Source organism: Pseudomonas sp. Z1-14, from assembly GCF_051132005.1.
Taxonomy (GTDB): Bacteria; Pseudomonadota; Gammaproteobacteria; order Pseudomonadales; family Pseudomonadaceae; genus Aquipseudomonas.
On record NZ_CP071646.1, the window covers coordinates 6063879 to 6090186 of the forward strand.

General features: G+C 59.1%; 21 protein-coding genes. 9 read left to right on the forward strand and 12 right to left on the reverse strand.

The window, feature by feature from the left end; genetic code table 11:
- Positions 1 to 9: 9 nt before the first annotated feature.
- Genes J3P89_RS27735 through tssA form a run of 9 tightly spaced genes read right to left on the reverse strand, consistent with a single transcriptional unit; the run spans position 10 to position 11097 of the window.
- Positions 10 to 150, reverse strand: a complete 141-nt coding sequence (locus J3P89_RS27735; RefSeq protein ID WP_434626737.1) for a type VI secretion protein — start codon at positions 148 to 150, stop codon at positions 10 to 12.
- Positions 151 to 200: 50 nt separating this feature from the next.
- Positions 201 to 1718 (reverse strand): sigma-54 interaction domain-containing protein, encoded by a 1518-nt coding sequence (locus J3P89_RS27740; RefSeq protein ID WP_434696271.1) that lies wholly within the window; start codon positions 1716 to 1718, stop codon positions 201 to 203.
- Positions 1719 to 1726: 8 nt separating this feature from the next.
- Positions 1727 to 4309, reverse strand: coding sequence for a type VI secretion system ATPase TssH (gene tssH / locus J3P89_RS27745; protein ID WP_434696272.1), 2583 nt, complete (start codon positions 4307 to 4309; stop codon positions 1727 to 1729).
- Entirely contained in the window at positions 4306 to 5325 is a 1020-nt protein-coding gene (tssG, locus tag J3P89_RS27750; RefSeq protein ID WP_434696273.1) for a type VI secretion system baseplate subunit TssG, read from the reverse strand. The genes tssH and tssG overlap by 4 nt, the downstream gene beginning before the upstream one ends.
- On the reverse strand, positions 5289 to 7076 hold the full coding sequence (gene tssF / locus J3P89_RS27755) for a type VI secretion system baseplate subunit TssF (protein WP_434696274.1): 1788 nt from the start codon (positions 7074 to 7076) through the stop codon (positions 5289 to 5291). Before tssF ends, tssG begins: the two co-directional genes overlap by 37 nt.
- A gap of 2 nt (positions 7077 to 7078) precedes the next feature.
- Positions 7079 to 7492: a type VI secretion system baseplate subunit TssE gene (tssE, locus tag J3P89_RS27760; protein ID WP_434626745.1), complete on the reverse strand. Its 414-nt coding sequence runs from the start codon at positions 7490 to 7492 to the stop codon at positions 7079 to 7081.
- Between the two features lie 14 nt (positions 7493 to 7506).
- Entirely contained in the window at positions 7507 to 8976 is a 1470-nt protein-coding gene (gene tssC, locus J3P89_RS27765) for a type VI secretion system contractile sheath large subunit (RefSeq protein ID WP_434626747.1), read from the reverse strand.
- Positions 8977 to 9003: 27 nt separating this feature from the next.
- Positions 9004 to 9507, reverse strand: coding sequence for a type VI secretion system contractile sheath small subunit (tssB, locus tag J3P89_RS27770; RefSeq protein ID WP_434696275.1), 504 nt, complete (start codon positions 9505 to 9507; stop codon positions 9004 to 9006).
- A gap of 33 nt (positions 9508 to 9540) precedes the next feature.
- The gene (gene tssA / locus J3P89_RS27775; protein WP_434698068.1) at positions 9541 to 11097 is read right to left on the reverse strand and encodes a type VI secretion system protein TssA; all 1557 of its coding nucleotides are present in this window, start codon (positions 11095 to 11097) and stop codon (positions 9541 to 9543) included.
- A 418-nt stretch (positions 11098 to 11515) separates the two neighbouring features.
- Between tssA and J3P89_RS27780 the strand changes: the two genes are divergently transcribed.
- The 7 genes from J3P89_RS27780 (at position 11516) to J3P89_RS27810 (ending at position 22619) form a co-directional block, all read left to right on the forward strand.
- Positions 11516 to 13579 (forward strand): type VI secretion system tip protein VgrG, encoded by a 2064-nt coding sequence (locus J3P89_RS27780; RefSeq protein ID WP_434696276.1) that lies wholly within the window; start codon positions 11516 to 11518, stop codon positions 13577 to 13579.
- Complete coding sequence (locus J3P89_RS27785) at positions 13576 to 14427, forward strand: DUF4123 domain-containing protein (RefSeq protein ID WP_434626753.1); 852 nt, start codon at positions 13576 to 13578, stop codon at positions 14425 to 14427. Before J3P89_RS27780 ends, J3P89_RS27785 begins: the two co-directional genes overlap by 4 nt.
- Before the next feature lie 35 nt (positions 14428 to 14462).
- Positions 14463 to 14963 (forward strand): hypothetical protein, encoded by a 501-nt coding sequence (locus J3P89_RS27790; protein ID WP_434696277.1) that lies wholly within the window; start codon positions 14463 to 14465, stop codon positions 14961 to 14963.
- Positions 14964 to 14988: 25 nt separating this feature from the next.
- Positions 14989 to 15186 (forward strand): hypothetical protein, encoded by a 198-nt coding sequence (locus tag J3P89_RS27795; protein ID WP_434696278.1) that lies wholly within the window; start codon positions 14989 to 14991, stop codon positions 15184 to 15186.
- A gap of 12 nt (positions 15187 to 15198) precedes the next feature.
- Positions 15199 to 17382 (forward strand): lipase family protein, encoded by a 2184-nt coding sequence (locus J3P89_RS27800; RefSeq protein ID WP_434696279.1) that lies wholly within the window; start codon positions 15199 to 15201, stop codon positions 17380 to 17382.
- Between the two features lie 207 nt (positions 17383 to 17589).
- On the forward strand, positions 17590 to 21996 hold the full coding sequence (locus J3P89_RS27805) for an RHS repeat-associated core domain-containing protein (protein ID WP_434696280.1): 4407 nt from the start codon (positions 17590 to 17592) through the stop codon (positions 21994 to 21996).
- A 5-nt stretch (positions 21997 to 22001) separates the two neighbouring features.
- On the forward strand, positions 22002 to 22619 hold the full coding sequence (locus tag J3P89_RS27810; protein ID WP_434696281.1) for a hypothetical protein: 618 nt from the start codon (positions 22002 to 22004) through the stop codon (positions 22617 to 22619).
- A gap of 113 nt (positions 22620 to 22732) precedes the next feature.
- Here the strand turns inward: J3P89_RS27810 and J3P89_RS27815 are convergent, their stop codons facing one another.
- The 3 genes from J3P89_RS27815 to J3P89_RS27825 all read right to left on the reverse strand — a co-directional run bounded on the left by J3P89_RS27815 (position 22733) and on the right by J3P89_RS27825 (position 24540).
- The gene (locus J3P89_RS27815) at positions 22733 to 23008 is read right to left on the reverse strand and encodes an HU family DNA-binding protein (protein WP_065758133.1); all 276 of its coding nucleotides are present in this window, start codon (positions 23006 to 23008) and stop codon (positions 22733 to 22735) included.
- Between the two features lie 191 nt (positions 23009 to 23199).
- Complete coding sequence (locus J3P89_RS27820) at positions 23200 to 24348, reverse strand: NAD(P)/FAD-dependent oxidoreductase (protein WP_434696282.1); 1149 nt, start codon at positions 24346 to 24348, stop codon at positions 23200 to 23202.
- Positions 24349 to 24372: 24 nt separating this feature from the next.
- Positions 24373 to 24540 carry a rubredoxin gene (locus J3P89_RS27825; RefSeq protein WP_434696283.1) on the reverse strand — a complete coding sequence of 56 codons (168 nt, stop codon included), beginning with the start codon at positions 24538 to 24540 and terminating at the stop codon, positions 24373 to 24375.
- A 177-nt stretch (positions 24541 to 24717) separates the two neighbouring features.
- Here J3P89_RS27825 and J3P89_RS27830 point away from each other — a divergent pair, with 177 nt between their 5' ends.
- Together J3P89_RS27830 and ubiA are read left to right on the forward strand one after the other, a co-directional pair.
- Positions 24718 to 25281 carry a chorismate lyase gene (locus J3P89_RS27830; RefSeq protein ID WP_434696284.1) on the forward strand — a complete coding sequence of 188 codons (564 nt, stop codon included), beginning with the start codon at positions 24718 to 24720 and terminating at the stop codon, positions 25279 to 25281.
- Positions 25281 to 26171, forward strand: coding sequence for a 4-hydroxybenzoate octaprenyltransferase (ubiA, locus tag J3P89_RS27835; RefSeq protein WP_434696285.1), 891 nt, complete (start codon positions 25281 to 25283; stop codon positions 26169 to 26171). Before J3P89_RS27830 ends, ubiA begins: the two co-directional genes overlap by 1 nt.
- Positions 26172 to 26308 lie beyond the last annotated feature (137 nt).

Consider the following 26308-nt stretch of genomic DNA (forward strand, 5'->3'; position numbering starts at 1 on the left):
CTCCTTCGTTCACTGGCCACGACTGACCGCTTGTGGATCACCTAATGGGCGATAATCTTTATCGTCGAATTTATAATTGCCGCTGCAGGCGCCAAGGCCGAACAACACGATGAAAACAAGCAGAACGGTCTGACAGGCACGATCAGGCATCCAGAGCCTCCGGAGACTTGAATAGATGGGAGCCAATAAGGGAGTGGGATTCATACTTCAACATCCCGACGGCTGATTTTCAGCCGGTGCATACGATAGATCAGTGTCCGACGGGGCAAGCCGAGCTCACAGGCAGTGAGCGTCTGGTTACCGAGGTTCTTGCGCAGGCAATCAATTACCAAACTGCGCTCGATTTGCTCCATCCGTTCACGCAGGCTAACGTGGCCCTCTTCGGACAGATCTTTGATGTGCAGGGAAAAATGCTCTTCCAGCAGTTCGGCGCCATCGCACAGCAGCACGGCTCTTTCCACGATGCCTTTGAGCTCGCGTACGTTCCCTGGAAAATCATAGGCCGCCAGGTGAACCAGCGCTGCGTCGGACCAGCGCGGAACGTCTCGTTGCAGGAGTGCGCAGGCCTTGTCAGTGAAGTGTCGCGCCAGTTCAATGATGTCGGGGCCGCGCTGACGTAGCGCGGGCAACTGGATCGGAAACTGTGCGAGGCGGTAATACAAGTCTTCGCGAAACTTGCCCTCGTTCATCAATTGCTTCAGGTCCCGATGGGTAGCGGCAATGATGCGCACATCGATCTTGTGGGTATGGTTGGACCCCAGCGGACGAATCTCGCCTTCCTGCAATACCCGTAGCAGCTTGGACTGGAGAGACAACGGCATGTCACCGATTTCATCGAGCAACAATGTGCCTCTGTCAGCCGCATCGAACAGCCCGGGGCGATCCCGATCGGCACCCGTGAAAGCCCCCTTGCGATAACCGAACAACTCACTTTCCAGCAAATGCTCGGGAACCGCGGCACAGTTCTGAACAATGAATGCCTCCATGCGACGCGGACCATGATCATGAAGGGCCTGGGCAACCACTTCCTTGCCAGTCCCGGTCTCGCCACACAACAGCACGGTGTATGGGCTGTTGATTACCTTGCTGACCAACAGGCAGGTCTGACGCATCGCGTCGCTCTTGCCGATCAAACCATAGCGGTTGGCACTTGGCAGGGTAATGGCAACTTGCCGGAGGCCGTCGGCAGGAAGTTGCCTGCACTGCAGCAGGTGCATCTGCCTGAGCGCAAACATCCCCAGATGCCCGAAGGACTCAGCGAACCCCTTCAAGTCGAGATGCTTGACACTGGCACAGAGCAACAGTCCGGCGGTGGCGCCTCGCATGTCGACAAGCGGCACGCAGAGCAGTGATTGCCAAGGCGCGGCACGAACCGGCAGGAACGCCGTATCGTGCAAGCTGTCACTCAACGCGCCCAGGCATACCACACGATTCTGGCGCAGGACGTAATGCAACAGTTGTTCATCGTTATAGTCGCAGGACACGCTTGCCCGATCAGGAAATTGCAGCTGCTCTTCGAGACATTCAGCGTACATTTCCAACCGGGCGTGCGTGGTATCCAGAAGGTATAGTTGCGCCACCTCACACGTACTGAGCCGTGCGATGCCCCTGATGAAATCCCCAAGCAGTGATACGTCGTCGCCAGATCGCGACAGGGTTGAAAACTCGGCCAAAAGGGCTTCTGCATAAGCCAGCGGCTGCGGTACCTGCGTGAACATTGCGCTCATCAAGTGAACTCGCACACTACGCTGGCTTGATCATCAAGCGTGGCGTGGACATGCCGCAGCTGTTCATTGTTCGCCATCGCCATGAGCAAGCGGTCGGCCAATCGCGGCATCAGATGAAGATCGAGCAAGTGATCGATAAGCCGCGCGCCGCTGTCGCTGCGGTCACAACGCTCGACCAGCTGGTCCACAAGCTGCGCGCAATAAGTGAATCCCAACTGACGACGTTTCAGCCGCTCGCCCAAGCGAGCCATTTTTATCTCCACGAGCTCACGCAACACCGCACCACTTACCGGGAAGTACGGCACCACACACATCCGCGCCAGCAATGCAGGTTTGAAATGCTGACTGAGCAACGGACGGATAGCTTCTTCGAGATGTTCAGCGCTTGGCCGCGTGTTGTTTTGGCACAATTGACTGATGCATTCACTGCCCAGATTCGACGTCATCAGAATCAGCGTGTTGCGAAAATCGATCTCCCGTCCTTCGCCGTCATTGGCCAGGCCCTTGTCGAAAATCTGATAGAACAGATTCAGCACATCCGGATCAGCTTTCTCAACCTCGTCGAGCAACACAACAGAATAGGGCTTATGCCTGACGGCTTCGGTGAGCATGCCCCCCTCGCCGAACCCGACATAACCCGGTGGCGCGCCGATCAGTCGGGAAACGGTATGTTTCTCCTGGAACTCGCCCATGTTGAGCGTCGTAATAAAACGGTCTCCGCCGTATAGCAAATCCGCCAGGGCCAACGCCGTTTCGGTCTTGCCGACACCGCTCGGGCCCACCAGCAAAAACACACCCGCAGGAGCATCGACCTTGTTCAAGCCAGCAGCGGCCGCCCGCATCGCGCGATCAAGGGCCTGCACGGCTGGTTCCTGCCCCCTGATGCGCGCGCCCAAGTCATCCGCGAAACGGGTGATCCGGCTGTTGTGCTCGCATGCCAGCTGCGACAACGGCACGCCAGTCCATGCGTTGATCACCTCAGCTACCAGGCGTGGACACACTTCAAAGCTGACCAGGCGCTCATCGGCCTGGGCGATTAGCAGCGCATGGTGGGTTTCGTCCAACGCCGCTTCCAGCGTCTCGACTTCCATGACCTGCGACCCATCCTCCCGCGCTCCGACCAATTGCTGGCGTAGTGTTAACAGGCGTTCGGCAAGCACTCGTTGCTCGACCCAACGAGACTCCAGAACCTGGCGCTTTTCTTCAATAGCTTCCAGGTTCACCTCAAGTGTCGCCAATGCCTGGTGATCGATCGGCAACCCGGCCTGTGCATCACGACACAACGCCTGACGTTGTCGCTCGCCTTCGGCCAGTTCTCCACGCAGGCGCTCAAGGCTTCGCGGCGCTGCAGCCAGGCTGATACGCACCCGAGCACAGGCGGTATCCAGCACATCGACGGCCTTGTCCGGCAATTGACGACCGGCCAGATAGCGAGCTGACAACCGCGCCGCGGCGACCACCGCATCATCACGCAGATAGATGCCATGACTCTGCTCATAAACCCGGGCCAACCCACGCAGGATTGTCACCGCATCACTGACGGTCGGCTCGTGTAGTTGCACCGGCTGGAAACGACGTGCGAGGGCCGCGTCGTTTTCGAAGTATTTCTTGTACTCGGCCCATGTCGTGGCCGCAATTGTGCGCAATTCGCCTCGGGCCAGCGCCGGCTTGAGCAGGTTGGCCGCGTCTGAACCGCCGGCGCTTCCACCTGCGCCGACCAATGCATGGGCCTCGTCAATGAACAGAATAATGGTAGTGGATGAAGACTTTACGCCGTCGATCACCCCTTTGAGGCGACGTTCGAATTCCCCTTTGATGCTGGCTCCGGCCTGCAGCAGCCCCATGTCCAGCGAAAGGATTTGTACCCCTTCAAGCCCTGACGGCACTTCCCCTGCGGCGATGCGCAACGCCAGCCCCTCGACGATGGCAGTCTTGCCGACCCCGGCTTCACCGACAACGATCGGATTGTTCTTGCGGCGACGCGAAAGGATATCGATCATTTGCCGGATTTCGCCGTCCCGGCATAGCACCGGATCAAGCTTGCCGTCACGAGCCTGCCGGGTCAGGTTATGAGTGAAGCGCTCCAGTAACGAATCGCCCGGCATGGCGGGTTGACTGTCGTTCGTCTGGGACTGTCGGGACAGGGCGAAATCCATCAGCCGCTCGATGCTCAACCGGGCGAGCAACGGCTGGTACCGAGTGCCTGCATGACGAATGGGGTTGCGTAACAACGCCAGGATCAACGCGGCCTCCGTGACACTGCCTTGACCTAGCTCGAGATTCGCCACCAACAACGCATCCTGCAGCCATTGCACCAGCTCAAGGGCAAATACCGGATTACGTGAAGCGCCGTGTTCAGCCCGAGGTTGAAGAACCGAGCTCAACTGGCCTGGACTTATCCCGGCATCCAGCAAGGCACGCACAAGCAAGCTCTGGCTACGTTCCAGCAGGCTCAGCAACAGATCATCCACCAGGATCTTGTCTGCGCCACGATCCGCACATCGCTGCGCCGAGCGCTCCAGATCGCCCCGGGTATCTGCGTCCAGCGCTTGGATAAGTTGCTGAAGATCCACATTGATCATTTCACTCGTTCCTGATGAATGCTGCTGCCGAGGGACACCACGCCGTCGGCGTGTTCAAGCCCCAGCCAACTGGTCCATCCCAGGCGGCAAGTGTTCTGTTCTCCAATACGCAGCTCATGTATTTCCTGCTGGCGCAAGACCAGGCGAATGTCATATTCGAGGGGATCACGCAGGGTGAAGCGCACCAGTGTGCAAAGAGGTTGGTAGCCAACACCGATTGGCAGAAATTCGTGCAGACGTTGCCAGTCCAGTTCGCGAATATGAATCCGGAACTTGCCGCTGCGATCACGAACCCTTTCGCCCAGCACAAGGTTTTCGCTCAACAGGCTATTGGCGCCTCCCAGTCGATTGCGCTGCTCGGCGAGAATCTCGACCCGGCGCTCTACGCACTGTTCCAGGCTTAGCTCGGCGTGCTTGAAGTAATAACGCAGCACCGCTTCGATCAAGGCTGCCGAATGGGCTCGGAGACTCAACAGGCCCAGGTAGGGCAACAGGCGTTTCCAGTTCAGTTGAGTAGCCTTGCGAATTTCTTCGCCTCCCAGACCGATCAGCGCGAACAGTTGCTCCGAAAACGGGTCCCTAGCGCCAGTCTGGAAACTCTGGTAGTAACGATATTTTCGCCATATCGGCAGCATCAACCGCTGGAGGCGATGGTGGAACATGTCGAGGAACTGGCGAGTCGGATTGCCATCGCCGTCTCCCAACGCCTGCTCGCCATAAAACGCCGGTACCGGTGATCCTGTTCCCACCAGGCCGATCAGGTTGATACTCAGGCGAGCCCGCACCTGCCCATGCTCCAGGAAAAATTCCACGCGCTCGATATCACTGGCCGGAAACCCCAGGCTCGGGTTGGCCTGGAACTCCAACTGGTCATACAGTGCTTCGTCATCCAGCCCGGGATGGGCGCCGCGCAGCCGCTCGATCACCAATAAGATCGCCTGGAACAACGAATACTCGCGTATACCTCTCGTCAGCGCGCTCATAGAAGCGGCTGCTGGCCCATACGGGGTGTCCATTGGTACACCTCTCCCTGCGTACTGTTTACCCGCAACTGGTGATACGAGTTGAGGCTGGCGTAGAGCGCGAAAAACTCGTTGAGGACGGACGCGAAGACGTACAAATCACCTTCGCCGATATAGCCCTGAGGATCGATCGTCAGCTCTGTACATAAGCCGCGAACGGGCAAGCCGTGATGCAGTCGATCAACATGGTGGTGTTCAATCGCCTTCAGGCCGCTCAGCAGAAGCTTGCTGACCTTTTCGGTCTGTTCGTCGTGGTAACGCGGAAAGTCGTAGGTCTCGAGTATTACTTTCAGCGCATTGACGTCCACCAGCGACAGGTAGTTGAGCGACATGTTGCTGATGAGCTTCCAGAGGAAGTCACGATCCAACGGAGGCGCGTAACTCGGCGTAACCGGACCGATGTTGCGGAAACCAAGCGACGCCGGGCTCTTGTCGCCCGGTTGATTGATATCACCCGGATTGAGCTGGCGCGGCAGGTTCCGATTGGTGCACATCAACTCGATCGACAGCGTCTCGTGGGTCGGGTTGGGCCGGATGCCGAATCCCAGGCAAGTGTCAAAGCCACCGTGAAGCAACGAAGGCCGTTGGCGAACGCTGTAATAACCGCGATTGCCAGGTACGTCGAAACTGGAATCGTGTTCGAAGGATTCGAAAGGAACGTAGGCTTGGTAACCCAGCCCACCGGGGTTCCAGCCAGTAACGCTTTCGACGGAAAACACGCCGCAGTGTTCAGGGTCGTATCGGGCCGGCAAGAGCAGGTATTCATCCTGCTTCCCATCCAGGCGAATCGGCTGCGCGTCATGTTTGAACAGATTGACGATGGGCGTGCAATAAAGCTTCACGTTATCCAGCGTCGGACGTAACCGCTGATTACCGCTCTTGCCGATGTCGAAACGCAGGTCCAGCCCTCGCATCTGTTTCAGGATGTCTTGCGGCAACGTGTTGAGTACATCGAGGCCATTGACGTCGATGAACAAGAATTTTTCCTGGAACGCGAAATATTCTTGCAGGTAGCGATAGCCGCGAAAGGTATTCAACGGATAAGGGACCAGCGCGTGCTCGTCGGCGAACCCTACCGGCCGGACTTGGCTGGCGGAGATCCTGAACGTCAGGGGATCACCATTCGCAGCGGTTACGGGACCGCCATCACCGCCCAACGGGATCAGCTCGACATGTTCCAGGTTGCGCATCAGATTGAGGTAGAGCATCTGGCTGATATAACGCTCGCCGGTCAGATGCAGGCGCAAACGGCTTAGCTGCAATTCTCCCAGGTGGCCATCGCAAGTCATCTGCAGGCGCAGGCTCAATAACGAGCCGTTTCCCTTTACCGAGTAACCGAGCCCAGTCAGGTCCAGCGCCAATACCTCGGTCGGGTAACAGGTTCGAAAACGACAGATCACCTCCTTGATCGGCTTGCTCTCCACCGGCGTATCACGCTCGACCTGCAATGCGGGGCCAGCCCGCTGTAGCGGATCAAACTGCAAGATACCGAAGGACGGTAGCGGCCTCATGTAGTTGGGCCAAAGCAGTTGCATCAACGAATGGCTCAACTCCGGCAGTTCGTCATCGAGCTTCTGCCGCAAACGCCCTGTCAGGAACGCGACGCCCTCCAGCAACCGTTCAACGTCAGGGTCGCGCCCAGCCTGGCCGAGAAACGGTGCCAGCGCAGGATTGCGCTCGGCAAAACGCTGGCCCAACTGGCGAAGCGCGCTCAACTCGCTCTGGTAGTACTGATTGAATGACATATCTATCCTTGAATGACCTTGATCTGGCCATTGCCGTCCAGGCATGCGGAGAAATTCACCGCTCCCCTGAAGCCTTCCACTTCCAGAAAGGCGTCAATGCGAAAAGACAGGCGGAGCTGGTCGGCGTCATTGGGCGCTGAAACGACACAGACATTCCTCAGGCGCGGCTCGTAAGCCTCGATAGAGGCCTGGATCGCACGACAGGCCTGACCACGGGCGTCGTGCAAACTCAGCCGCATATCGTTGAGGTCGGGCAATCCGTAATCGGCTGCGGTTTGTGCGCTGCCCGCTCGGGTGCAAAGCATTTTTGCCAAATGGGCAGCCACGGACGCTCCGGCGCAGGCATCGCGACTCAATCCCGAGCGTGCTTCGGTATCGCCATTCAAGCGTTCGAAAAGGCTGCCGTATCCAGTCATGGCGCGAGCTCCGTTTACTCTTTGTCCAGCTTGCCGACCAGCGACAGGGTGAAATCGGCGCCCATGTACTTGAAGTGTGGGCGGACATTCAGGCTGACGCGATACCAGCCCGGCTCACCCTCCACGTCTGTAACGATGACCTGGGCCGCACGCAACGGCCGCCGGCCACGGACTTCGGAGCTCGGGTTCTCCTGGTCGGCGACGTATTGGCGGATCCACTTGTTCAGCTCCAGCTCAAGGTCGGTGCGTTCTTTCCACGAGCCGAGCTGCTCACGCTGCAGTACCTTCAAGTAATGAGCCAGACGGTTAACGATCATCATGTAAGGCAGTTGCGTACCGAGTTTGTAGTTCAACTCGCTCGCCTTGCCTTCGGCACTGATGCCAAAGAATTTCGGTTTCTGCACGGAACTGGCGGAGAAGAACGCAGCGTTATCACTACCTTTACGCATGGTCAGTGAGATGAAGCCTTCTTCGGCCAGCTCGTATTCGCGACGGTCGGAGACCAGCACTTCGGTCGGGATCTTGGTTTCGATCTCGCCCATGCTTTCAAAGTGGTGCAATGGCAGATCTTCAACCGCGCCGCCGCTCTGGGGGCCGACGATGTTCGGGCACCAGCGAAACCTGGCAAAGCTATCGGTGAGCCGAGTGCCGAATGCGTACGCCGTGTTGCCCCACAAATAATGCTCATGGTCATTGGCAACGGTTTCCTTGTAGACGAACGATTTGACCGGGTTTTCCTGCGGATCATAGGGTGTACGCAAAAGGAACCGCGGCACGGTAAGGCCTATATAACGTGCGTCTTCCGATTGACGAAAACTTTGCCATTTGGCGAATTGCGGACCTTCAAAATGCCCTTTGAGGTCCTTGAGGTCTGGCAGGCCAGTGAAGCTTTCCAGACCAAAAAATCCTGGACCGGCCGCAGCGATGAAGGGCGCATGGGACATGCACGCCACGCTGGCTACGTACTGCATCAGCTTCACATCGGGGGATCCGGGAGACAGGAAATAGTTCGCGATAATCGCCCCGACCGGCTGGCCGCCGAACTGACCGTATTCGGCGGTGTAGATGTGTTTGTACAAACCCGACTGCATGACTTCCGGCGAGTCTTCGAAATCATCCAGCAAATCGTCTTTGGAAATATTGAGCATCTCAATCTTGATGTTCTCGCGAAAATCCGTGCGATCAACCAATAGCTGCAGGCCACGCCACGCCGACTCCAATGCCTGGAAGTCGGCGTGATGGAGGATCTCGTCCACCTGGCGGCTGAGCTTGGAGTCGATCTCGGCGATCATGCGGTCAACCATGGCTTTCTTGACTGGCTCGCCGCTGTTCTGCGGCTTGAGAAGCTCTTCGATGAATGCCGACACGCCTCGCTTGGCAATGTCATAGGCGTCGTCTTCAGGCGTCAGGCGCGTTTGAGCGATGATGCTTTCGAGAATGCTGTACTCGCCGCTATCTCGGTGCTGCGCTGCGTGATTATTCATATGGCGACTTCCTTGGCTGAGAGAGAATCATACGTCCGGGGCTGAGGCAGCCAGGCCCAGTTCATCCAGCACGCGACTGCGGGATGTATCGTCGGCAAGCACGCCTTCTATGGCCTTGCGAAACGCCGGTGCGTTGCCCAACGGCCCTTTGAGTGCCACCAGCGCATCTCGCAGCTCCATCAACTTCTTGAGTTCAGGCACTTGGTCGACCAGGTTCGCCGGGTTGAAATCCTTCATCGAACGCAAGCGCAGTTGTACGGCGAGCTCGTCGGTATCGGTCTCTTGCTGGAGGCGGTTCGGTACGCTCAGGAGCAGGCTCAGCTCTTGCTTGGCCAATACTTCGTCGAAGGTCATCCTGTCGATGCTGATCGGTTTGCGGTCCTCGATCTTGCGTTCGTCCTTGCGATGGATGTAGTCACCGATTGCCAACAGTTTGAGGGGCAGTTCGATCTCTTCCTGGCCCCCTCCGATAGCAGGCTTGAAGGTGACGTTGATGCGTTCCTTGGGGGCTACAGAGCCTTCTTTGGCCATGACTTTTCTCCTTGCGATTAGAGGCCTGCAGGCCTATTCGATGACCCGTTCCAGGTCGAGATGACACAACCTGCGGTAGGTTTCATCCTTGCGCTCGCGAACGAGGTGGTTCTGGGGCAATAACTCACAGCAGTGATGCAGCAGATGCAGGACCTGTAGCTCGAGATCGGGCTCCCAGGCATTCAAGCCCGCGTCTTGCAACGCCTGGTTCAGCGCTTCTAGCTGGACCTTGGCAAGCTCGTATTTCTTGGCCGAGAAGCACAAGCGAGCCAATGAGAACCGCCAAAGGAAAAGCGCCCGCGCACCCTCAGCGGTTTGCATCCCTTGCCTGAGAAACTGAACGGCAGGCTTGAGGCCGTCCACGATCAGGATTGATCCGGCTTCTTCCAGGGCCAGCTCCCAAGGCGCCTGGTTATCGATGGTCTCGACTCGTGGCGCAGTGTTGGGGCGTTCCAGGCGAGGCATGACCTGCGCAGCGATCCAGGCCCGGGTGGCCGGGTCGGCGAACGGCTCGCCGTCGTGCCAGCGCAGCTCGACGACGCCCGGAAGGCGATGGATGAATAGTGCGAAATGGACCTCTACCTCGCGCATGGCCGATTCGGCATTCAACCCTTGAAGACACTCCCATGCGAGCCGCTGACCGTCGAACCAGAACGGCGCCTTTGTCAGGCTGGTCTCGATCTCTACCAGCAGGTCCGCGTACTCGCCCCGCTCGCGTCTGTCCTGATAAGCCTTGAGCTTATCCACCGGAAGCCTGCGTAGCTGGGTAACCTGTTCGGCATTGCGCTCCGGCACCGCGTCGATGCCCAACCAGAGCAAGGTGCGGTTGAGGCGCAGCGCGCGCGCATCCGTCACTTTTTGCTTGAGCCACCAGGCGCATAACGTACGAGCGCTCTCCTGCTGAGCCCGCAACACCTTGTGGGCATCCCTTTCGTTTTCGATCGGAGCACCGGAAGCGAGCAGTTGGGTAGCGGCTTGCTTTACTTGAGCCACCATCGTCCCGACAGATCCAGGCTGCGGCTGGCCACTGGTCACACGCTGGATCATGCCCTTGAGACGTCGGCACAGCGGCAATACCAAAGGCGCGTCATTGCCGAGATGAGTGGTGAAGACGGCATCAAGGTCTTCAAGTTGTTCTGCCAGATGACGGAACAACGGCAGTTGCTTGCCTATCGCGACATCTTCACTTAACGCCTGCTCCAGGCGAGGCACCAACCAATGAAAACTGGCGGCACGGGTTCGGGTCTTGACCGGGTGGAGCTCAAGCCAATGGTTCTTGCACAGGTGTCGCAAAAGCCCGAGGCCGGCTAGCAACCCTTGGAACGACTCACGCTGGTACAACGCCCAGGTCAGCCAGGCGGCCACTCGCAAATCTTTTGACTGGGTACGCAGCAGGGCTTCACTTTTTTCAAGGACCTTCAGCCAGTCGATCTGGCCGTTCTCATGCATCGACTGGGCTTTGCCGAGCTCGCGTTCCAAAACTTCATATTCATCTGAAAAACGCACATCTACCCCCGCGAAGTTTTCGCTGGAAACGGGACAACTGGCAAGGACCAGATAATGGGCAGAGAGTTTTTCAGAGTAAGACATGTATGCCTTCAAAATTTGCTCAGCTTTATTAATCCGCGGCAAGCCATCAACACTAGTTTTGACGTAACCGTCAGAATTTTTTCATCAGCGATAACTTATGCAAGCGGATTTGGCTCATGCACCGCTATCCGTTCGACGCGAAGCATGCCAAGGTTCTAAAAATAAAAATGTAGGAAACTTCTCTAAATACGGTATTAATCAAAGAAATCTTTAGCACTCAAACTACAACCCCTAGAGCCCTACTATTTTTTTCTAACTTTTAACATACCCATTCGAAGCAGAATTGAGACGAATGATTTCTACCTACGCTTAATTTAGAAAATTCTTACATACCCGTCTTTTTTCATCGTAATGGAGTGCGGTAGTCCTCTGGCTTGCTTCAATGAAGGGAAGCCAGCCCATTGCGAAGGAACGGAGCATGCCCACTCATCACGCGTTTCCAACGTTTCACCTTGATATCGAGGACTTCGGGCGTGATCTTAAGGTACTGAAATTCGAAGGTCGCGAAGCAATCAGTACCCCTTATCTGTTCGATATAGAACTGGTCAGCGAACGAAAGAATCTGGACCTCGAGAAACTCTTGCACAAGCAGGCGTTTCTTGGGTTTAACGCAAAGGACTGTGGCGTCCATGGACAGATCCACCGCGTAACTCAACGCGACTCCGCAAAACGCCTGGCTCATTACAACGTGCAACTGACGCCCAGGCTGGCTTATTTGCAGTACCGCACCAATCAACGCATCTTTCAGCAAATCACTGTTCCCGAGATCATTTCTTCAATTCTCAAGGAATATGGAATACTGGCTGACGCCTATAGCTTCCGACTGGGTACGAGCTATTCACCGCGTGACTACTGTGTCCAGTACCACGAATCGGACTTGGCTTTCATCGCGCGCCTGTGTCAGGAAGAAGGCCTGCACTACCATTTCCAGCATAGTAAGTCGGGCCATCACCTGGTGTTTGGCGATGACCAGACCGTATTCCAGAGGCTTGATCGTCCCACGGCTTATAAACAAGGCAACGGCCTGCTGGGCGAGGAGCCGGTTGTACAACGTTTCGATGTGCGGCTGGAAACCCGGGCCAGCAGGGTTACTCGTCGTGATTATGATTTTGAGAAATCAACGTTCACCCTCGAACAGGACTACCAGCCAGCGATCAACAAAATCCGACCGGACCTGGAGGCTTATGACTACCCCGGGGGTTTCATCCAACAGGAGCATGGGAAGCGATTGACCCGGCGGGCCTTTGAAAGCCATCGCGCCGACTATCGCAGGGCCGAGGGTACAAGTGATCAGCCAGAATTGGTGTCCGGCCATTTCCTGATGTTAAGTGAGCACCCGCGCCCGGAGTTGAACGACTTGTGGCTGTTGACCGAGTTGCATCATGAAGGCAGCCAGTCGCAAGTGCTGGAGGAAGGCCTGGACGACGACATCGGACGCCCTGAGAGCGAAGGCTACCGGAACAGCTTTGTCGCCACGCCGTGGGATTCGATTTTTCGCTCACCACGGGCTCATGAAAAACCGCGAATGTCCGGAAGCCAGACGGCTATCGTTACCGGTCCGCAAGGCGAAGAAATCCATTGCGACGCGTACGGCCGGGTCAAGGTCAGGTTCTTCTGGGATCGCGCCGGCGATACCAGTGAAAACAGCAGCTGCTGGCTGCGGGTGGCGTCCAATTGGGCCGGGAACGGCTTCGGCGCAGTCACCATCCCCAGGGTAGGCATGGAAGTACTGGTGACCTTCCTGGAAGGCGATCCAGACAAACCTCTGATCAGCGGTTGCCTGGTCAACAGCAGCAACGCCGCGCCCTATCAGTTGCCCGCACAAAAGACCCGAACGGTGTTTCGTTCCCGCAGCTCACCGGGTGGCCGAGGTTTCAATGAGCTACAGCTGGAAGACCGCGCGGGGCAGGAGCTGATTTACCTCCGAGCCCAGCGCGACATGGAGCAGAAGATCGAGCATGACAGCCGACTGGAGATCGGCAATGAACGTCGAGAAAACATCAAGGGCAACAGCACCACGGTGCTGCAAGCCAGTGAACACCGGACCATCGCTGCCGATCGCACGGTCCAGGTAAAAGCCAACGACTACCTGCACGTTGCCAATCGCCATACCCACGCGGACCAGGCGCTGGTCGTCGAGGCCGGCCAGCAGGTGCATATAAAAGCCGGTGCTCATCTGGTCCTGGAAGCGGGAGCGACGCTCAGCCTGAGTGCCGGAGGCGAGCATATCGTGATCGGCCATGGCGGCATTTTCAGCAGTAGCGCAATCCAATTGGGTGGCGCCCCGCTTCCCGCTGCACGTGCCGCAGCATTCGATCCAGGGTCGATCGACCCGTTGGCTACGCTGCTCAACCTGCCGCCCACGCTTGCGCCCACCCAACGCGCCCTGATGACAACCAGCAAGGTCGCCGGAGCGGATTTCTGCCCCCTTTGCGAAGCCTGCCGCGAGGGCGCATGCCCGATGGAGCCCATAGCCGCATGAACGATACCCAACCTCGGCAGTGGCTGCTTGAACACCTCCGCCTCGGCCATGCCCTGTGTGTGATCCTGGATGCGGACGGCGAACAACCGATGCTCCAGGCCCTGATCAAGAACAGTCGACCCGATCAATATCTGAGCGTCTACAGCAAAACCCTGATTGCCGATCTCAGCGAGGTCGGGCCGTTTGTCTTCACCTTCGATAACCCCAACGATAAAAATCTCCAGGAGTTGCTCAATCGACCGGACAGTCATTGGGGTTGGCTCGCCAGCCTCCCCAAGGGCCACCTCCCCCAGTTAGTCGGGCACTGGCGCGAACGATTGATTGTTGGGGAGCGTCCTCATCAAGCGGTGTATCGCTTCCACGACAACCGGGTATTGGCCCGGGCGCTTGCGTATCTGCCAGTCGAAGCGCATGCCGCCTATCTCGGTCCGGCCAATAGCGTGTGCTATTGGCAAGGTGACCGCTGGGAACACATCGACAATCCCTCCCCCGGGACACATCCGGTGCCAGAGGTGCTGCTTTGGTTGCAAGTCCCCATACCCGAACAGCAAGCACGAGCAACGCGCCGGATCAATGCCCGACGCTTTTTATTGGCCGAGCACCTGGACGCCTACGCGAAGCTCGCCGAACACGAGGACCCGGACGCCTGGTTGCATGCCACCCTCGACCAGGCCGAAGCATGGAACTGGTTGGCGCCCGAACAACTGGCTTTTTTCCTGGCCCAGCGCCTGCAAACGCCAACACGGACGCCGACGCAGTGGCAAGCACGCCAAGGCGAGAGCCCTGAGGAGCATTTTGAACGGGTGCGGTTGATGGTGGACTTCTGGCAAGGAGAAGCATCGCCATGACACGGGTCTTACGGGGCACATGCCTGGGCTGCTGCATGGCAATCACTGCGGGATGTGCCGACAGACAACCAGACACATTTACTTTTACGGGTGATTTGCCGCCTGGCTTTGCCTATGAGGCGGCGGTGTATTACGTCCCCGCTCCTGGGGAAACCTGCACCGTCGAGAAAAAATACAACAAGGCACCGGTGTTCAAGAGCAAGGACAAACCCATTGCCGAAATTCTTATCCGTAGAACTCGCAGCGGCTGTCCGCTGGTGGTCAGTCGTATCGAGCTTGAAATTAGCTCTATCTACGGCCCGCATTGGCTCGATTCCAGTCGAGATACTGCCAACGTGGTTATACGTGATGAGCTGGAGGAGCAATACAAGGGCACCTTCAGCAAGACGGGGGAGAGCATCTTCCACGGCCAATGCCAGTGGCTGTTCCGCACCTCGGGGGCCAAACGACGCATCGTAAAAATCCTCGATTGCAAAAAAAACCAACCCAAAGGGCGACGTTGGAAACGGTCGGCCTTTTTCGGCGTTCACGCTTGATCAACTGCCGGGGAAAACGGTGAGGATGAAGATCAAGTTGGCAGACGAGGAAAGACCCGCCATCGGTGATACGTGGGTAAAAGTGCCAAACGGTTGGAAACGCTGCATGGGCGATAACTTCGAAGACCACTACGCCTTCTGTTACGGCAATTACAAGGACTTCAGCGGTTTTCAAATGCCGGATGGGCAGCAATGCACCCTCTACCCAGGCTGTACCGAATAAGGAATTCAATGCATGACGTTATCGAAAACGGACTTTCAGTCCCGTCTGGGCAGTCGTATTCTCGCGTGTCCTGCCGGAGGCCGGTGGACCAGCTTCCAGCTGGTTGACGAGTTTGGCTCCGGCGAGCCTTATGCATGGCTAGCTTACCGCGTCATCGATTCGGAAGGGCAAACGTACCGCGGCAATCTCGATGCGACGGGGATGGGCAAGATCAGCAACCATTTTGCCGGCCCGATTACTCTGTCTTTTGACCAGCACTATGAAGGGCTCGAAAAGGCGTATTCGTTCTTACAAACAAGGCCGCATTACCCGCTCAAAATCACCGAACTCCAAGTCCGCGCCGAACAAACCCGCTACCTGAACGACAACGCCACCAGCCCCCGAGAGAACCCCGCCCAAGCCTGCGCCGGTCAGTTCTTCCAGGTGGAGGTGCGCGACCTGGTCGAGCATGTCGCCCATCTGCCGCCGCGGGTGTACCGACATTACCCAACCAATCAGGGGCCGGCACGGCTCATGGGAAAGTCTGGCGAGACTGGCGTAGCGTTGATGCCTCAACTGCATACCGTGTTGGAAGTGCGCCCGCTGCGGGCCTTGCGGCCCATGCTGTCCATCACTCCGCAATTCTGCGCGCTCAACCTGTACCAGTTGGCGCTCATGGCGACCTTGAGTTACTGCCCCTTCGGCCAGAAGCCCGGCGAGGCTCCAATACACTTATCGGTGAGTTTTCCCGAGCAACCGAGCGTGGGCAACTGGTTCGGCGATGCCTTGGCCAAGTCCGAGGAGCTTTGGAAGGTTGACCCGGGACAGGTAAAACACCATTACCCCTTGTATGAGGATGTGCCCTACTCCAAGCGACTGGAAATCGTCCCGTTCGACCCTGCTCTGTACCCTATGAACAATCCGGAACTGGGTGTGAAGCAGGAGCATCCCGCCAAGGTCCATTTTCTCGATGACACTGCAAAAGAAGAAAGCACCGATACCCAAGCTTTCATCACTCACAACGACGAAGTAATCCTGATTGCAGTGCGCGGCACAGCGCAGATGCTTGCCGATGGCCTGCGTGACGCCGACGCGCTCCAGGTTCCCTTTGAGGAAGGTGACGGTAAGGTGCACCAGGGGTTTTACGGAGCAGCCAAAAAAGCTGCTGCCTTCGTAATTGATTACCTGGAAAGGTTTTATGCCGGTCAGAAACTGCTGATCTGTGGCCACAGCCTGGGCGGCGCCGTGGCATTGCTGCTTGCAGAAATGCTACGTCTGAGGGAAGGATTCAGCTACGACATCCAACTCTACACCTACGGTGCCCCTCGCGCCGCCGACGCGGCCTTCGTCGAAAATGCCGCCCCCCTGGTGCATTACCGCATGGTCAACCACAACGACCCGATACCCAGCGTACCGGGCAGTTGGATGGACACCAACGCGAGTGTCTATGGCACGGGTTTCGCGCTGATGTTCGCCAACGTACCGGCCGGCTTTTCAGTGTTCGTGGCCGGCATCTACAACTGGACGGGCGAGTCCTATGAACACCACGGCACCTTGCGCCATTTCCTGCCCGTGGAGTTCGGTCGTCAGGAGCGGTTGTCGATCCTCTGGACGCCAGGCTGCGACACCCTCACGCAACATGCCGCTTGCGAGCTGGCCTTGGAGCAGAGACGTGGCTTGCCGGACCGGGCGAAGTTCACCGCCCAGCTCTTTCAGGCCGGTAACCACCTCATGACCTCCAGCTATCTTCCTGCGTGCTGGGCAACCCTGCGCCGCTGGCAGGAAGCTCTGGAGTCGAAGAGCCCTCTGGTGACACAGCGTGAATACGAATGCATCGAAAATGCGCTGGAACAGATCACTCGGCAGTTGCGTAACGAAAACAGACAGTTGATCGTGCGTCCAGATGGCTACGAGCGCACCCACCAACCGATCATCGATGCCCTCGCCCGTGAGGTCGACAAGGTGCACGCCACACGGGCTCGCCTCAGAGGGCTGCACACCACGTTGGTCAGCGACCAAGACGTTTACGGCAGCCTGTCCGAACACCCTGAGCAACTGGCGCAACACCTGACCCGCTGGCAGGCCCATCCGGAAAATCGCGTGGCTGAACAACTGGCCATGGCGCCTGCGGCCGGGACCGATATCGAGCTGGTCCATGGTGCTCATGGGTACGTCATCGGTCAGCCTTATACGCTGGATATCGATGCGATCATTTGACAAAAAAAGTCCTTGGCGAAAGCGACAGGAAGCGCCTGCCGTGGTTAACATACGACCCGCCGATTGCCTCATGAAATCGAAGCTGATCAGACGCCTTGGCGTAGCCTTGGTCAGCGAGCCATCACCCACAGGGAAGGGGCGCAATGGAAGGCTTCATATCGCTTGAAACCATAGCTGTCGAACGCTCCGCGCGCATGAGCCCGCGGCATGTCTGATGCGCTCTGGGCCGCCCGCCTGGGCGACGCGCTGGACCACACCTCAATGATGGCCGACATACTTGGCGGCGTACTGGAGGTGGCGGCGAACATTGCGATCACCGCCCTGGCGACCGCCGCGGTGGTCGCGGCCACGGGCATTACCGTGGTTACCGGCGGGCTGGGTTGCTTCGTGCTCGGTCTGGTGGTGGGCACCGTGGTTGGCCTGGCGATGAGCAAGACCGGAGCCGACAAGGGCCTGAGCAATATATGCGAGGGCATCGGCAACGCCCTTTTCCCGCCCACGGTGCAGGCCAATATCCTCACCGGCTCCGACGATACCTTCACTAACAACATTCGCGCGGCCCGTGCGGCCGGGGCAATCGAGTCTCACGTTGCCGCCGCCGGTACGGAGCTCGAAGCCCCTGAGCCTGAAGAAGAGCCCAGCTACCTGGACATGGCCGGGGCGTTCTTTTCGCAGATGTGGCGCCCCACCGTCGCCACGCCCGCGCCGGGCGCGGTGCCCAAGCCGGAAGACCTGGTGCTGTGTACCAAGCACCCGCCAATGCCACCGCAGTTCATGGCCGAGGGCTCGGACAAGGTCACCATCAACGGCCAGCCCGCCGTGCGCAGCGGCGACCGTAGTACTTGCGATGCCAAGGTCGTGTCGTCCGGGCTGATTTCGCCCAACGTCACCATTGGTGGTGGCTCGGTGGCGGTGCGCGAGATCCGCAGCGGCAAGACGCCGGGCGTGGGGCTGGCGGTCACGGCATTGCTGATGCTCAAGGGCGGCAAGGGCAAGTTTTTCAGCAAGTTGCCCTGCATGCTGGTGGGCGGCGCGGTGTCCATGGCCGCTAGCAGCGCGGCCAATGCCGCGGCTAACGCCGCCATGGGCTCGTCGAACCCGGTGCATGCTGCCACGGGGGCCAAGGTGCTGGGCGGCGATGCAGAACTGGACTTCGTGTTGCCTGGCATCCTGCCGATTGACTGGCAGCGTTTCTACAACAGCCGTGACGAACGCCGCGACGGATTGTTCGGCGCCGGCTGGAGCGTTTCCTACGAGGTTCAGGTCGACATCCTGCCCCACCCCGACGGCGGCGAGACCCTGCTGTATACCGACGAACAGGCCCGCCCCATCGACATGGGCTCGATCCCGTTGGGCGGCGCGGTGTTCAGCCCCGGCGAAGGCCTCGCGGTGCGGCGCAATGTAAGCGGACAACTGCTGATCGAAAGCGACGACGGCTTGTACCGTTTGTTCGAACCGACGCCTGGAAACTCATCGCGGCTGCGCTTGAGCCAGTTGGGTGACCGCAACGACAATCGCATCCATCTCGACTATGACGAAGCTGGCCGCCTGGTGCGGCTGCGCGATACGTTTGATTTGCTCCAGGTCGAGCTGACTCGCGAAAACGAACGCGTCAGTCGGATCGAACGCCTCTACCCCGACCAGCAGCGCGAAGTGCTGGTCAGCTACGCCTACGATGCGGCGGGCAACCTCACCGCAGTGCGCGACGCTGGCGGCCAGGTGCAGCGGCGGTTCAGCTACGACGCCGGGCAGCGGATGGTCGAACATCAACTGCCTGCCGGCCTGCGCTGCTTCTACGAATGGGCCTTGATCGAAAACCAGGAGTGGCGCGTGGTCCGCCACTGGACTGACGAAGGCGACGCCTACCAGTTCGACTACGACCTCACGGCCGGCATAACGCGTATCACCGACAGCCTGCAACGCATCAGCATCCGGCATTGGAACAGCCAGCACCAGATCACCCGGTTCGCCGACAATCTCGGCCAGACCTGGTTGTTCGAGTGGAACGACGAACGCCAGTTGCTCAGCGCCACCGACCCGCAAGGCGGCCAGTACCATTTCAGTTACGACGAGGCCGGCAACCTGATCGGCGAAACCGACCCACTGGGACGCAGCGAGTCTACCCTCTGGCTCGAGCATTGGGCGCTGCCACTGGTGGAAACCGATGCCGCCGGCAACAGCTGGAAATACCGCTACGATCAGCGCGGCAACTGTGTCGCCGAAACCGACCCGCTGGGCCATGTCACCCGCTACCGTTACGACACCCACGGCCAGGTGGTGGAAATCATCGACGCCACCGGCAAGAGCAAGAAGCTGCGCTGGAACCCGTTCGGGCAACTGGTGGAACACATCGACTGCTCGGGCTACCCGACGCGTTTCAGTTATGACCCGCGCGGCTATCTGCAAACCCTCACCGACGCCCTCGGCGAGCGCACCCGATTCAGTTATGACGCCCAAGGGCGCCTGCTCGGCAGCCAACTGCCGGATGGTCGCACCGAGCACTACCAGCGCGACAGCGCCGGCCAGCTCACCGGCCACACCGACCCGGCCGGGCACACCACGCATTACCAGCACAACCGCCGCGGCCAGGTGCGCCAACGCATCGACGCCCAGGGCCGGCAGGTGCAGTTTGCCTACGACAGCTTCGGCCGGCTGCAAGCGCTGATCAACGAGAACGGCGAAAGCTATCGGTTCGCCTGGGATGCCGCGGATCGGCTGGTCGAACAGCAGGACCTGGATGGCAGCGCCAAGCGCTACGCTTATGACCGGCTGGACAACGTTGCGCGGGTGACGGCTGTTCCGGCGGCTCACGGCAGCGGCCTGGCGCAGGTTCCCGAAACATCACCGGCGCCTGTCGTCCACCGTCTGGAACGCGACGCCGCGGGCCGGTTGATCGCCAAAGTCACCGATGATGGCCGCACCGAATATACCTATGATCCGCTGGACCAGCTCACCGCCGTTACCTTCACTGACCTGCAAGGCGCCGCGCAGTCCCTGAGTTTCGCCTACGATGCCCTCGGCCAGCTGCTCGCCGAAAACAGCGCCGCCGGCAGCCTCCGGCACCACTACGATGAACTGGGCAACCTGATCCAGAGCCAACTGCCCGATGGCCGCTGGGTCAATCGGCTATACTACGGCAGCGGTCACCTGCACCAGATCAACCTCGACGGCCAGGTCATCAGCGATTTCGAACGCGATCGCCTGCATCGCGAGGTGCTGCGCACCCAAGGGCAAATCAGCACCCGCAGCGAATACGACCGCAGCGGCCGCCTGCGCGCCCGTCAACGTCGCCACAGCAGTCAGCCCGCGCTGTTGCCGGCGGCGGTGCAGAAACACTTTGAATACGACCCCGCCGACAACCTGATCGGCAAGCTCGACCAGCAACCCGCCACTCAGCAGCGCCAGTTGCTGCACTACGACGCCACCGGTCGCATCATCGCCAGCCAGGACAGCCTGCACGGCCAGCGCGAGACCTTTGCCTACGACGCCGCCGCCAACCTGCTGGACGGCCCGGCGCCCGGCGCCGGACTGGTGGTGCACAACAAGCTGCTGACCTATCAGGACAAGCGCTACCGCTACGACGCTTTCGGCCGGCTGATCGAGAAACGCAGCGCCACCCGCGGCCTGCAACGCTTCGCCTACGATGCCGAAAGCCGTTTGATCGAAGTGCGCAACGACAACGGCAGCGTAGTCAGGATGACTTACGACCCGCTGGGCCGGCGCATCGAAAAAGCCGAGCACGACAGCCACGGCTACCCGCTGGGCGAAACCCGCTTCACCTGGGACGGGCTGCGCCTGCTGCAGGAACATCGCCACCAGCAAACCAGCCTCTATCTTTACGAAGACGACGGCTACGAGCCGCTGGCCCGCGTCGACGGCAGCGGCCCGCTGCAAAAGATCCGCTACTACCACAACGACCTCAACGGCTTGCCGGAACAACTTACCGAAGCCGATGGGCACTCCGTCTGGCAGGCCACGTATCGGGTGTGGGGCAACACGCTTGAGGAGGTTCGCGAACCGTATTACATCGAAGAGCAGAACCTGCGGTTCCAGGGGCAGTACCTGGACCGGGAAACCGGGCTGCATTTCAATACGTTCAGGTTTTATGATCCGGATATAGGGCGGTTTACCACGCCGGATCCGATCGGGTGGCTGGGAGGATTGAACCTTTACCAATATGCACCAAACCCCCTGACCTGGATCGATCCATGGGGATGGGCTTGCCGAAGCGCAGTCAGTGGCAATAAAGGCCGAACCAAGGCGATCAACGATCTCAAGCGCAACAAGTTCAAGATCGTCGCGGAGGAAGTCACCATGAAGGTCAACGGTAAACGTATTCGCGCCGACTTTGTCGCCAGAGACCAACGTGGAAAACTGCACGTATTTGAAGTCAAGCACGGCACCGGGAAACTGACCCCCAACCAGACCGATTCAAAAGTCTTTGACATGACCAAGCCGGCCAACACTACGCAACATCTGGGTGGGGGCACGATCAAACCGTCCGCCGGCACGAAGGGATCGTTCAAGGTTGATACCAAAGGCAAGCCTGGCGTACCGCTAGGCGGCAAAGGCGCACAGCACAATGCCACCTTCAATCTTTTAATTTACAAGTGATTACGATGAGCCAAGAAATTCGCAAAAATGTGGAAGTGGAGTTACTGGCGACGCTGAAAAACAAAACGTCACCACACCTGGATCTGAAGGCCAGCAAAAATAAAATTGGTCTGTTCAAAGCCAAGGAAAAGCTTGGGGAAATCTACATTCAGCACCTGACCAAAGCCGATGGTTATTACGCTGGGTTGGAGATCCATGCATGCGAGGCTTTCAGCTTCTGCAAAGAGCAATCGCCGCCCTACCAGAGTCGGTTGTTGAACGCGTCATTTTTGTCGAAGAGTTCCTTGTCGGAAGAGACGAAACAATTCGGTGACGAACTGGGAGGCATCATCAGAACCCCGTCTCCCCAGACCCTCAGCGCAACCGTCAACAAAATAAGCGAACGGCTCGAAAAGTTTTACCTGTCCAAGGCAGAGCACTGCATTCTCGGCATGCCTGCATTGATTGATGATGTATTGGCCGAGCCTGACAACTACGCATTCCCGTTCCTGACGATTCTCTTTGCAGCGCAAAAAAACGGTCTGGGTCTGGATTCAGATGTGCTCAAGAAAGCTCTGGCGACCAAATCAATATTCGGAAACAAGCAGTTCGACCTGGCGCTTGCGAACAAACTGCTGGGCTAGGGCTAAAGCTTCCTGACCATGGGGTTTGTCACGGACGTAAAAAAGGCATATCGACTTCATCGGTATGCCTTTTTGTTGCCGCTTGCTTTCCTCGACCGAGGTAGTCGGCGCAATTATGGGTTAACGCTGTCCTTCAGGAATTTGCCTGGCTTGAACGCAACCGTGTTGCTGGCCTTGATTTTTACCGGCTCGCCGGTTTGTGGGTTCTTGCCGGTGCGGGCGCCGCGGTGGCGTTGCAGGAAGGTGCCGAAGCCGACCAGAGTAACGCTGTCCTTGCGATGCAGGGCGCTGGTGATTTCTTCGAGAACAGCGTTGAGGACGCGGTTGGCTTGTTCTTTGGTGAGGTCCGCTTTTTCCGCAATGGCGGCGGCGAGTTCTGGTTTACGCATGAATGAAGCCCCTTTGACGATTTTTTTGTTGTTATGTCCGTGCTGTTCTCTTCGGAACAACCCCTAAGGCGCCGCAGGCTCTACTCTGCGGCAGACCGGAGTGAGGATGGCACGGGGCCGCAACCGGCGCCAGTGTCCGGCGGGCGTTTGTGGCCGGAAAAGCAGGGCATATGCGACAGAGCGACCGGTATTTACGCCAGCAGTGCCGGAAGCTGCTTGTTCAGCGCCAGTTTCTCCATCACCGCCGTACCGGTCAGGGCGTAGCCCAACAGATTGCCATGGGCGTCGCGGCACAGGGCCTTGATGTCGGCGCCCTCCCCTTCGACGCTCCACGCGCCTTCGCTGCCCCGTGGTGGTGGCGATACCACCAGCGGGCAGACCGGGGTTTTCACAGTGATCGGCATGGCGCCGTAGCTGACAGCGGTCGGGTTGCCAGCCAGGGTCTGGGCCAGGGCGCGGGCGCAGCTCATCAGCGGCATGACGTAGAGCAGGTTCAAGCCATCGACTTCGGCACAATCGCCTAAAGCGTAGATATTGGCGTGGGAAGTTTTCAGCTGACGATCAACCACCACGCCGCGATTGACCACCAACCCGGCGGCAGCCGCCAGGTCGATGCGCGGGCGCAGGCCGATGGCCGAGACCACCAGATCGCAGGGAATCACCTGGCCATCCGACAGATGCGCCTCCAATCCGTCGGCCACACGTTGCAGACGGTTGAGCACCGGCCCCAAGTGGAAATGTGCGCCAAGGCTTTCCAGCCCGGCCTGCACCGCTGCGGCAGCGGCTGGATGCAGCAGCGTCGGCATGACTTGCTCGCAGGGGGCCACCAGTTCCACTTCGTAGCCGCCGAGGACCAGGTCGTTGGCGAATTCGCAGCCGATCAGGCCGGCACCGAGCAGCAGCACCCGGCGCTTGCCAGCGGCGGCGGCCCGAAAACGTGCGTAGTCCTCGAGATCATTGATCGGGAAGATCAGGTCCGCCGCATCGCCCTGCACCGGCACGCGCACGGTTTCAGCGCCCCAGGCCAGGACCAGGTCGCGATAATTTACCGCTTCTTCGCCGATCCACAGGCGTTTGTGGCCCGGGTCGATGCCGCTGATGCGCGTGTGGGTGCGCACTTCGGCCTTCAACTGCTCGGCCATGGCGCCCGGCTCGGACATGCTCAAGCCATCGGCGTCCTTGTTCTTGCCGAACCCCGTGGAGAGCATCGGCTTGGAGTAGGAGCGGCCGTCGTCCGCGGTAATCAGCAGCAACGGGGTTTCGCTGTCGAGCTTGCGAAATTCCCGGGCCAGGTTATAGCCAGCCAGGCCGGTACCGACGATGACGACAGGTGCGCTCATGTTGCTCTCCGTTTGATGAAACGATCAGTTGATTTCGATCATTTCGAAATCCACTTTGCCGACGCCGCAGTCCGGGCACAGCCAGTCCGCCGGCACATCTTCCCAACGGGTGCCGGGCGCGATGCCATCGTCGGGCCAACCGTCAGCTTCGTTGTAGATCAGGCCACAGACGATACATTGCCACTTTTTCATTCCGATACTTCCTCAAGATGTCAGGCCTTGGCCGGTATTTTCCGGCTCAGGGCCGTTTTGTACTGATCGGTCGCGACAGATGCAAGCGGGATCGGCGCAGCGGCGCCCTGGCTCGGCCAAAATCGCCGACCGGCATGGTAAGCTCGCGACCTCATTCGCTGCCATTTCAAGACCCTTGTGCCGCCTACAAATTCGATATTTCCTACACTTCGATGGCTGCCCCAGCACCTGCTGTCGCCCCGTCCCGATGCCTGCGTGCTCGACTGGTTGTTCGACCAGGGCTCCCTGACCCGGCGCCTTACAGGCCTGTCGGATGACCACTTCAGCGTGACACCCCTGCTGGAGGGCTGGCAGCCGTTGCGCGCCGACGAGTGTGCCGCGCTGGACCTGGCCGAGGGCAGCGAAGGCTGGGTGCGCGAAGTCTACCTGCGCGGCCATGATCAACCATGGGTGTTCGCCCGCAGCGTGGCGGCACGCAGCGCGTTGCAGGGCGACGGTTTGCAGATGGACGCACTGGGCAGCCGCTCCCTGGGTGAGCTGCTGTTTTGCGACCAGGCATTCCAGCGCCGGGCGATCGAGGTGTGCCACTACCCGAGCGAATGGTTGCCACCCGAGGTTCGCGCCCACGCGTTGTGGGGCCGTCGCTCGCGTTTCGATCGCGGTGCGTTGAGCGTGCTGGTGGCGGAGATTTTCCTGCCGCCACTGTGGACCGTCGCTCGCGCCTATTCGGAGAATTGCTGATGTACGTGCAACTGCTCAAATCCTTGAACCGCCTCAATCCGCGGGCCTGGGACTTCGTGCAACTGACCCGCATGGACAAGCCCATCGGCATCTACCTGTTGCTGTGGCCGACATTGTGGGCGCTGTGGATTGCCGGCGAAGGCTCGCCGTCCTTGGCCAACATCGTGATTTTTGTGCTGGGCGTAGTGCTGACCCGTGCCGGCGGTTGCGTGATCAACGACTGGGCCGACCGCAAGGTCGACGGCCACGTCAAACGCACCGAGCAGCGCCCGCTGGTGAGCGGCAAGATCAGCTCGAAGGAAGCCCTGGTGTTCTTCGCGGTCTTGATGAGCGTGAGTTTCCTGCTGGTGCTGTGCACCAATGCGCCGACGATTCTGTTGTCCTTGGGCGGACTGGCGCTGGCGTTCAGTTACCCGTTCATGAAGCGCTACACCTATTACCCGCAAGTGGTGCTGGGCGCGGCGTTTTCCTGGGGCATGCCGATGGCTTTCACCGCCGAAACCGGCCATCTGCCGGCCGCCGCATGGCTGCTGTACATTGCCAACCTGCTGTGGACGGTGGGCTACGACACTTACTACGCGATGACCGACCGGGACGACGACCTGAAGATTGGAGTGAAATCCACGGCGATCCTGTTTAGCGATGCCGATCGGGTCATCATCTTGACGCTGCAAGGCCTGGCCTTGGGCTGCCTGCTGCTGGCCGGGGCTCAGTTCAAGCTGGGGGGATGGTTCCACCTGGGCCTCGTGGCCGCCGCCGCGTGCTTTGCCTGGGAGTTCTGGTACACCCGCGGAAGGGACCGGATGCGTTGTTTCAAGGCGTTCCTGCACAACCACTGGGCCGGGTTGGCGATTTTTGTCGGGATTGTGCTGGATTACGGGTTGCGATGAGTTCTGTGGCCGAGCGCTGGGTTTGGGATGAAGAAGAACCCTGTGGCGAGGGAGCTTGCTCCCGCTCGGTTGCGTAGCGACCGCAAGATTTTTGGGGCCGCTTCGCAGCCCAGCGGGAGCAAGCTCCCTCGCCACGA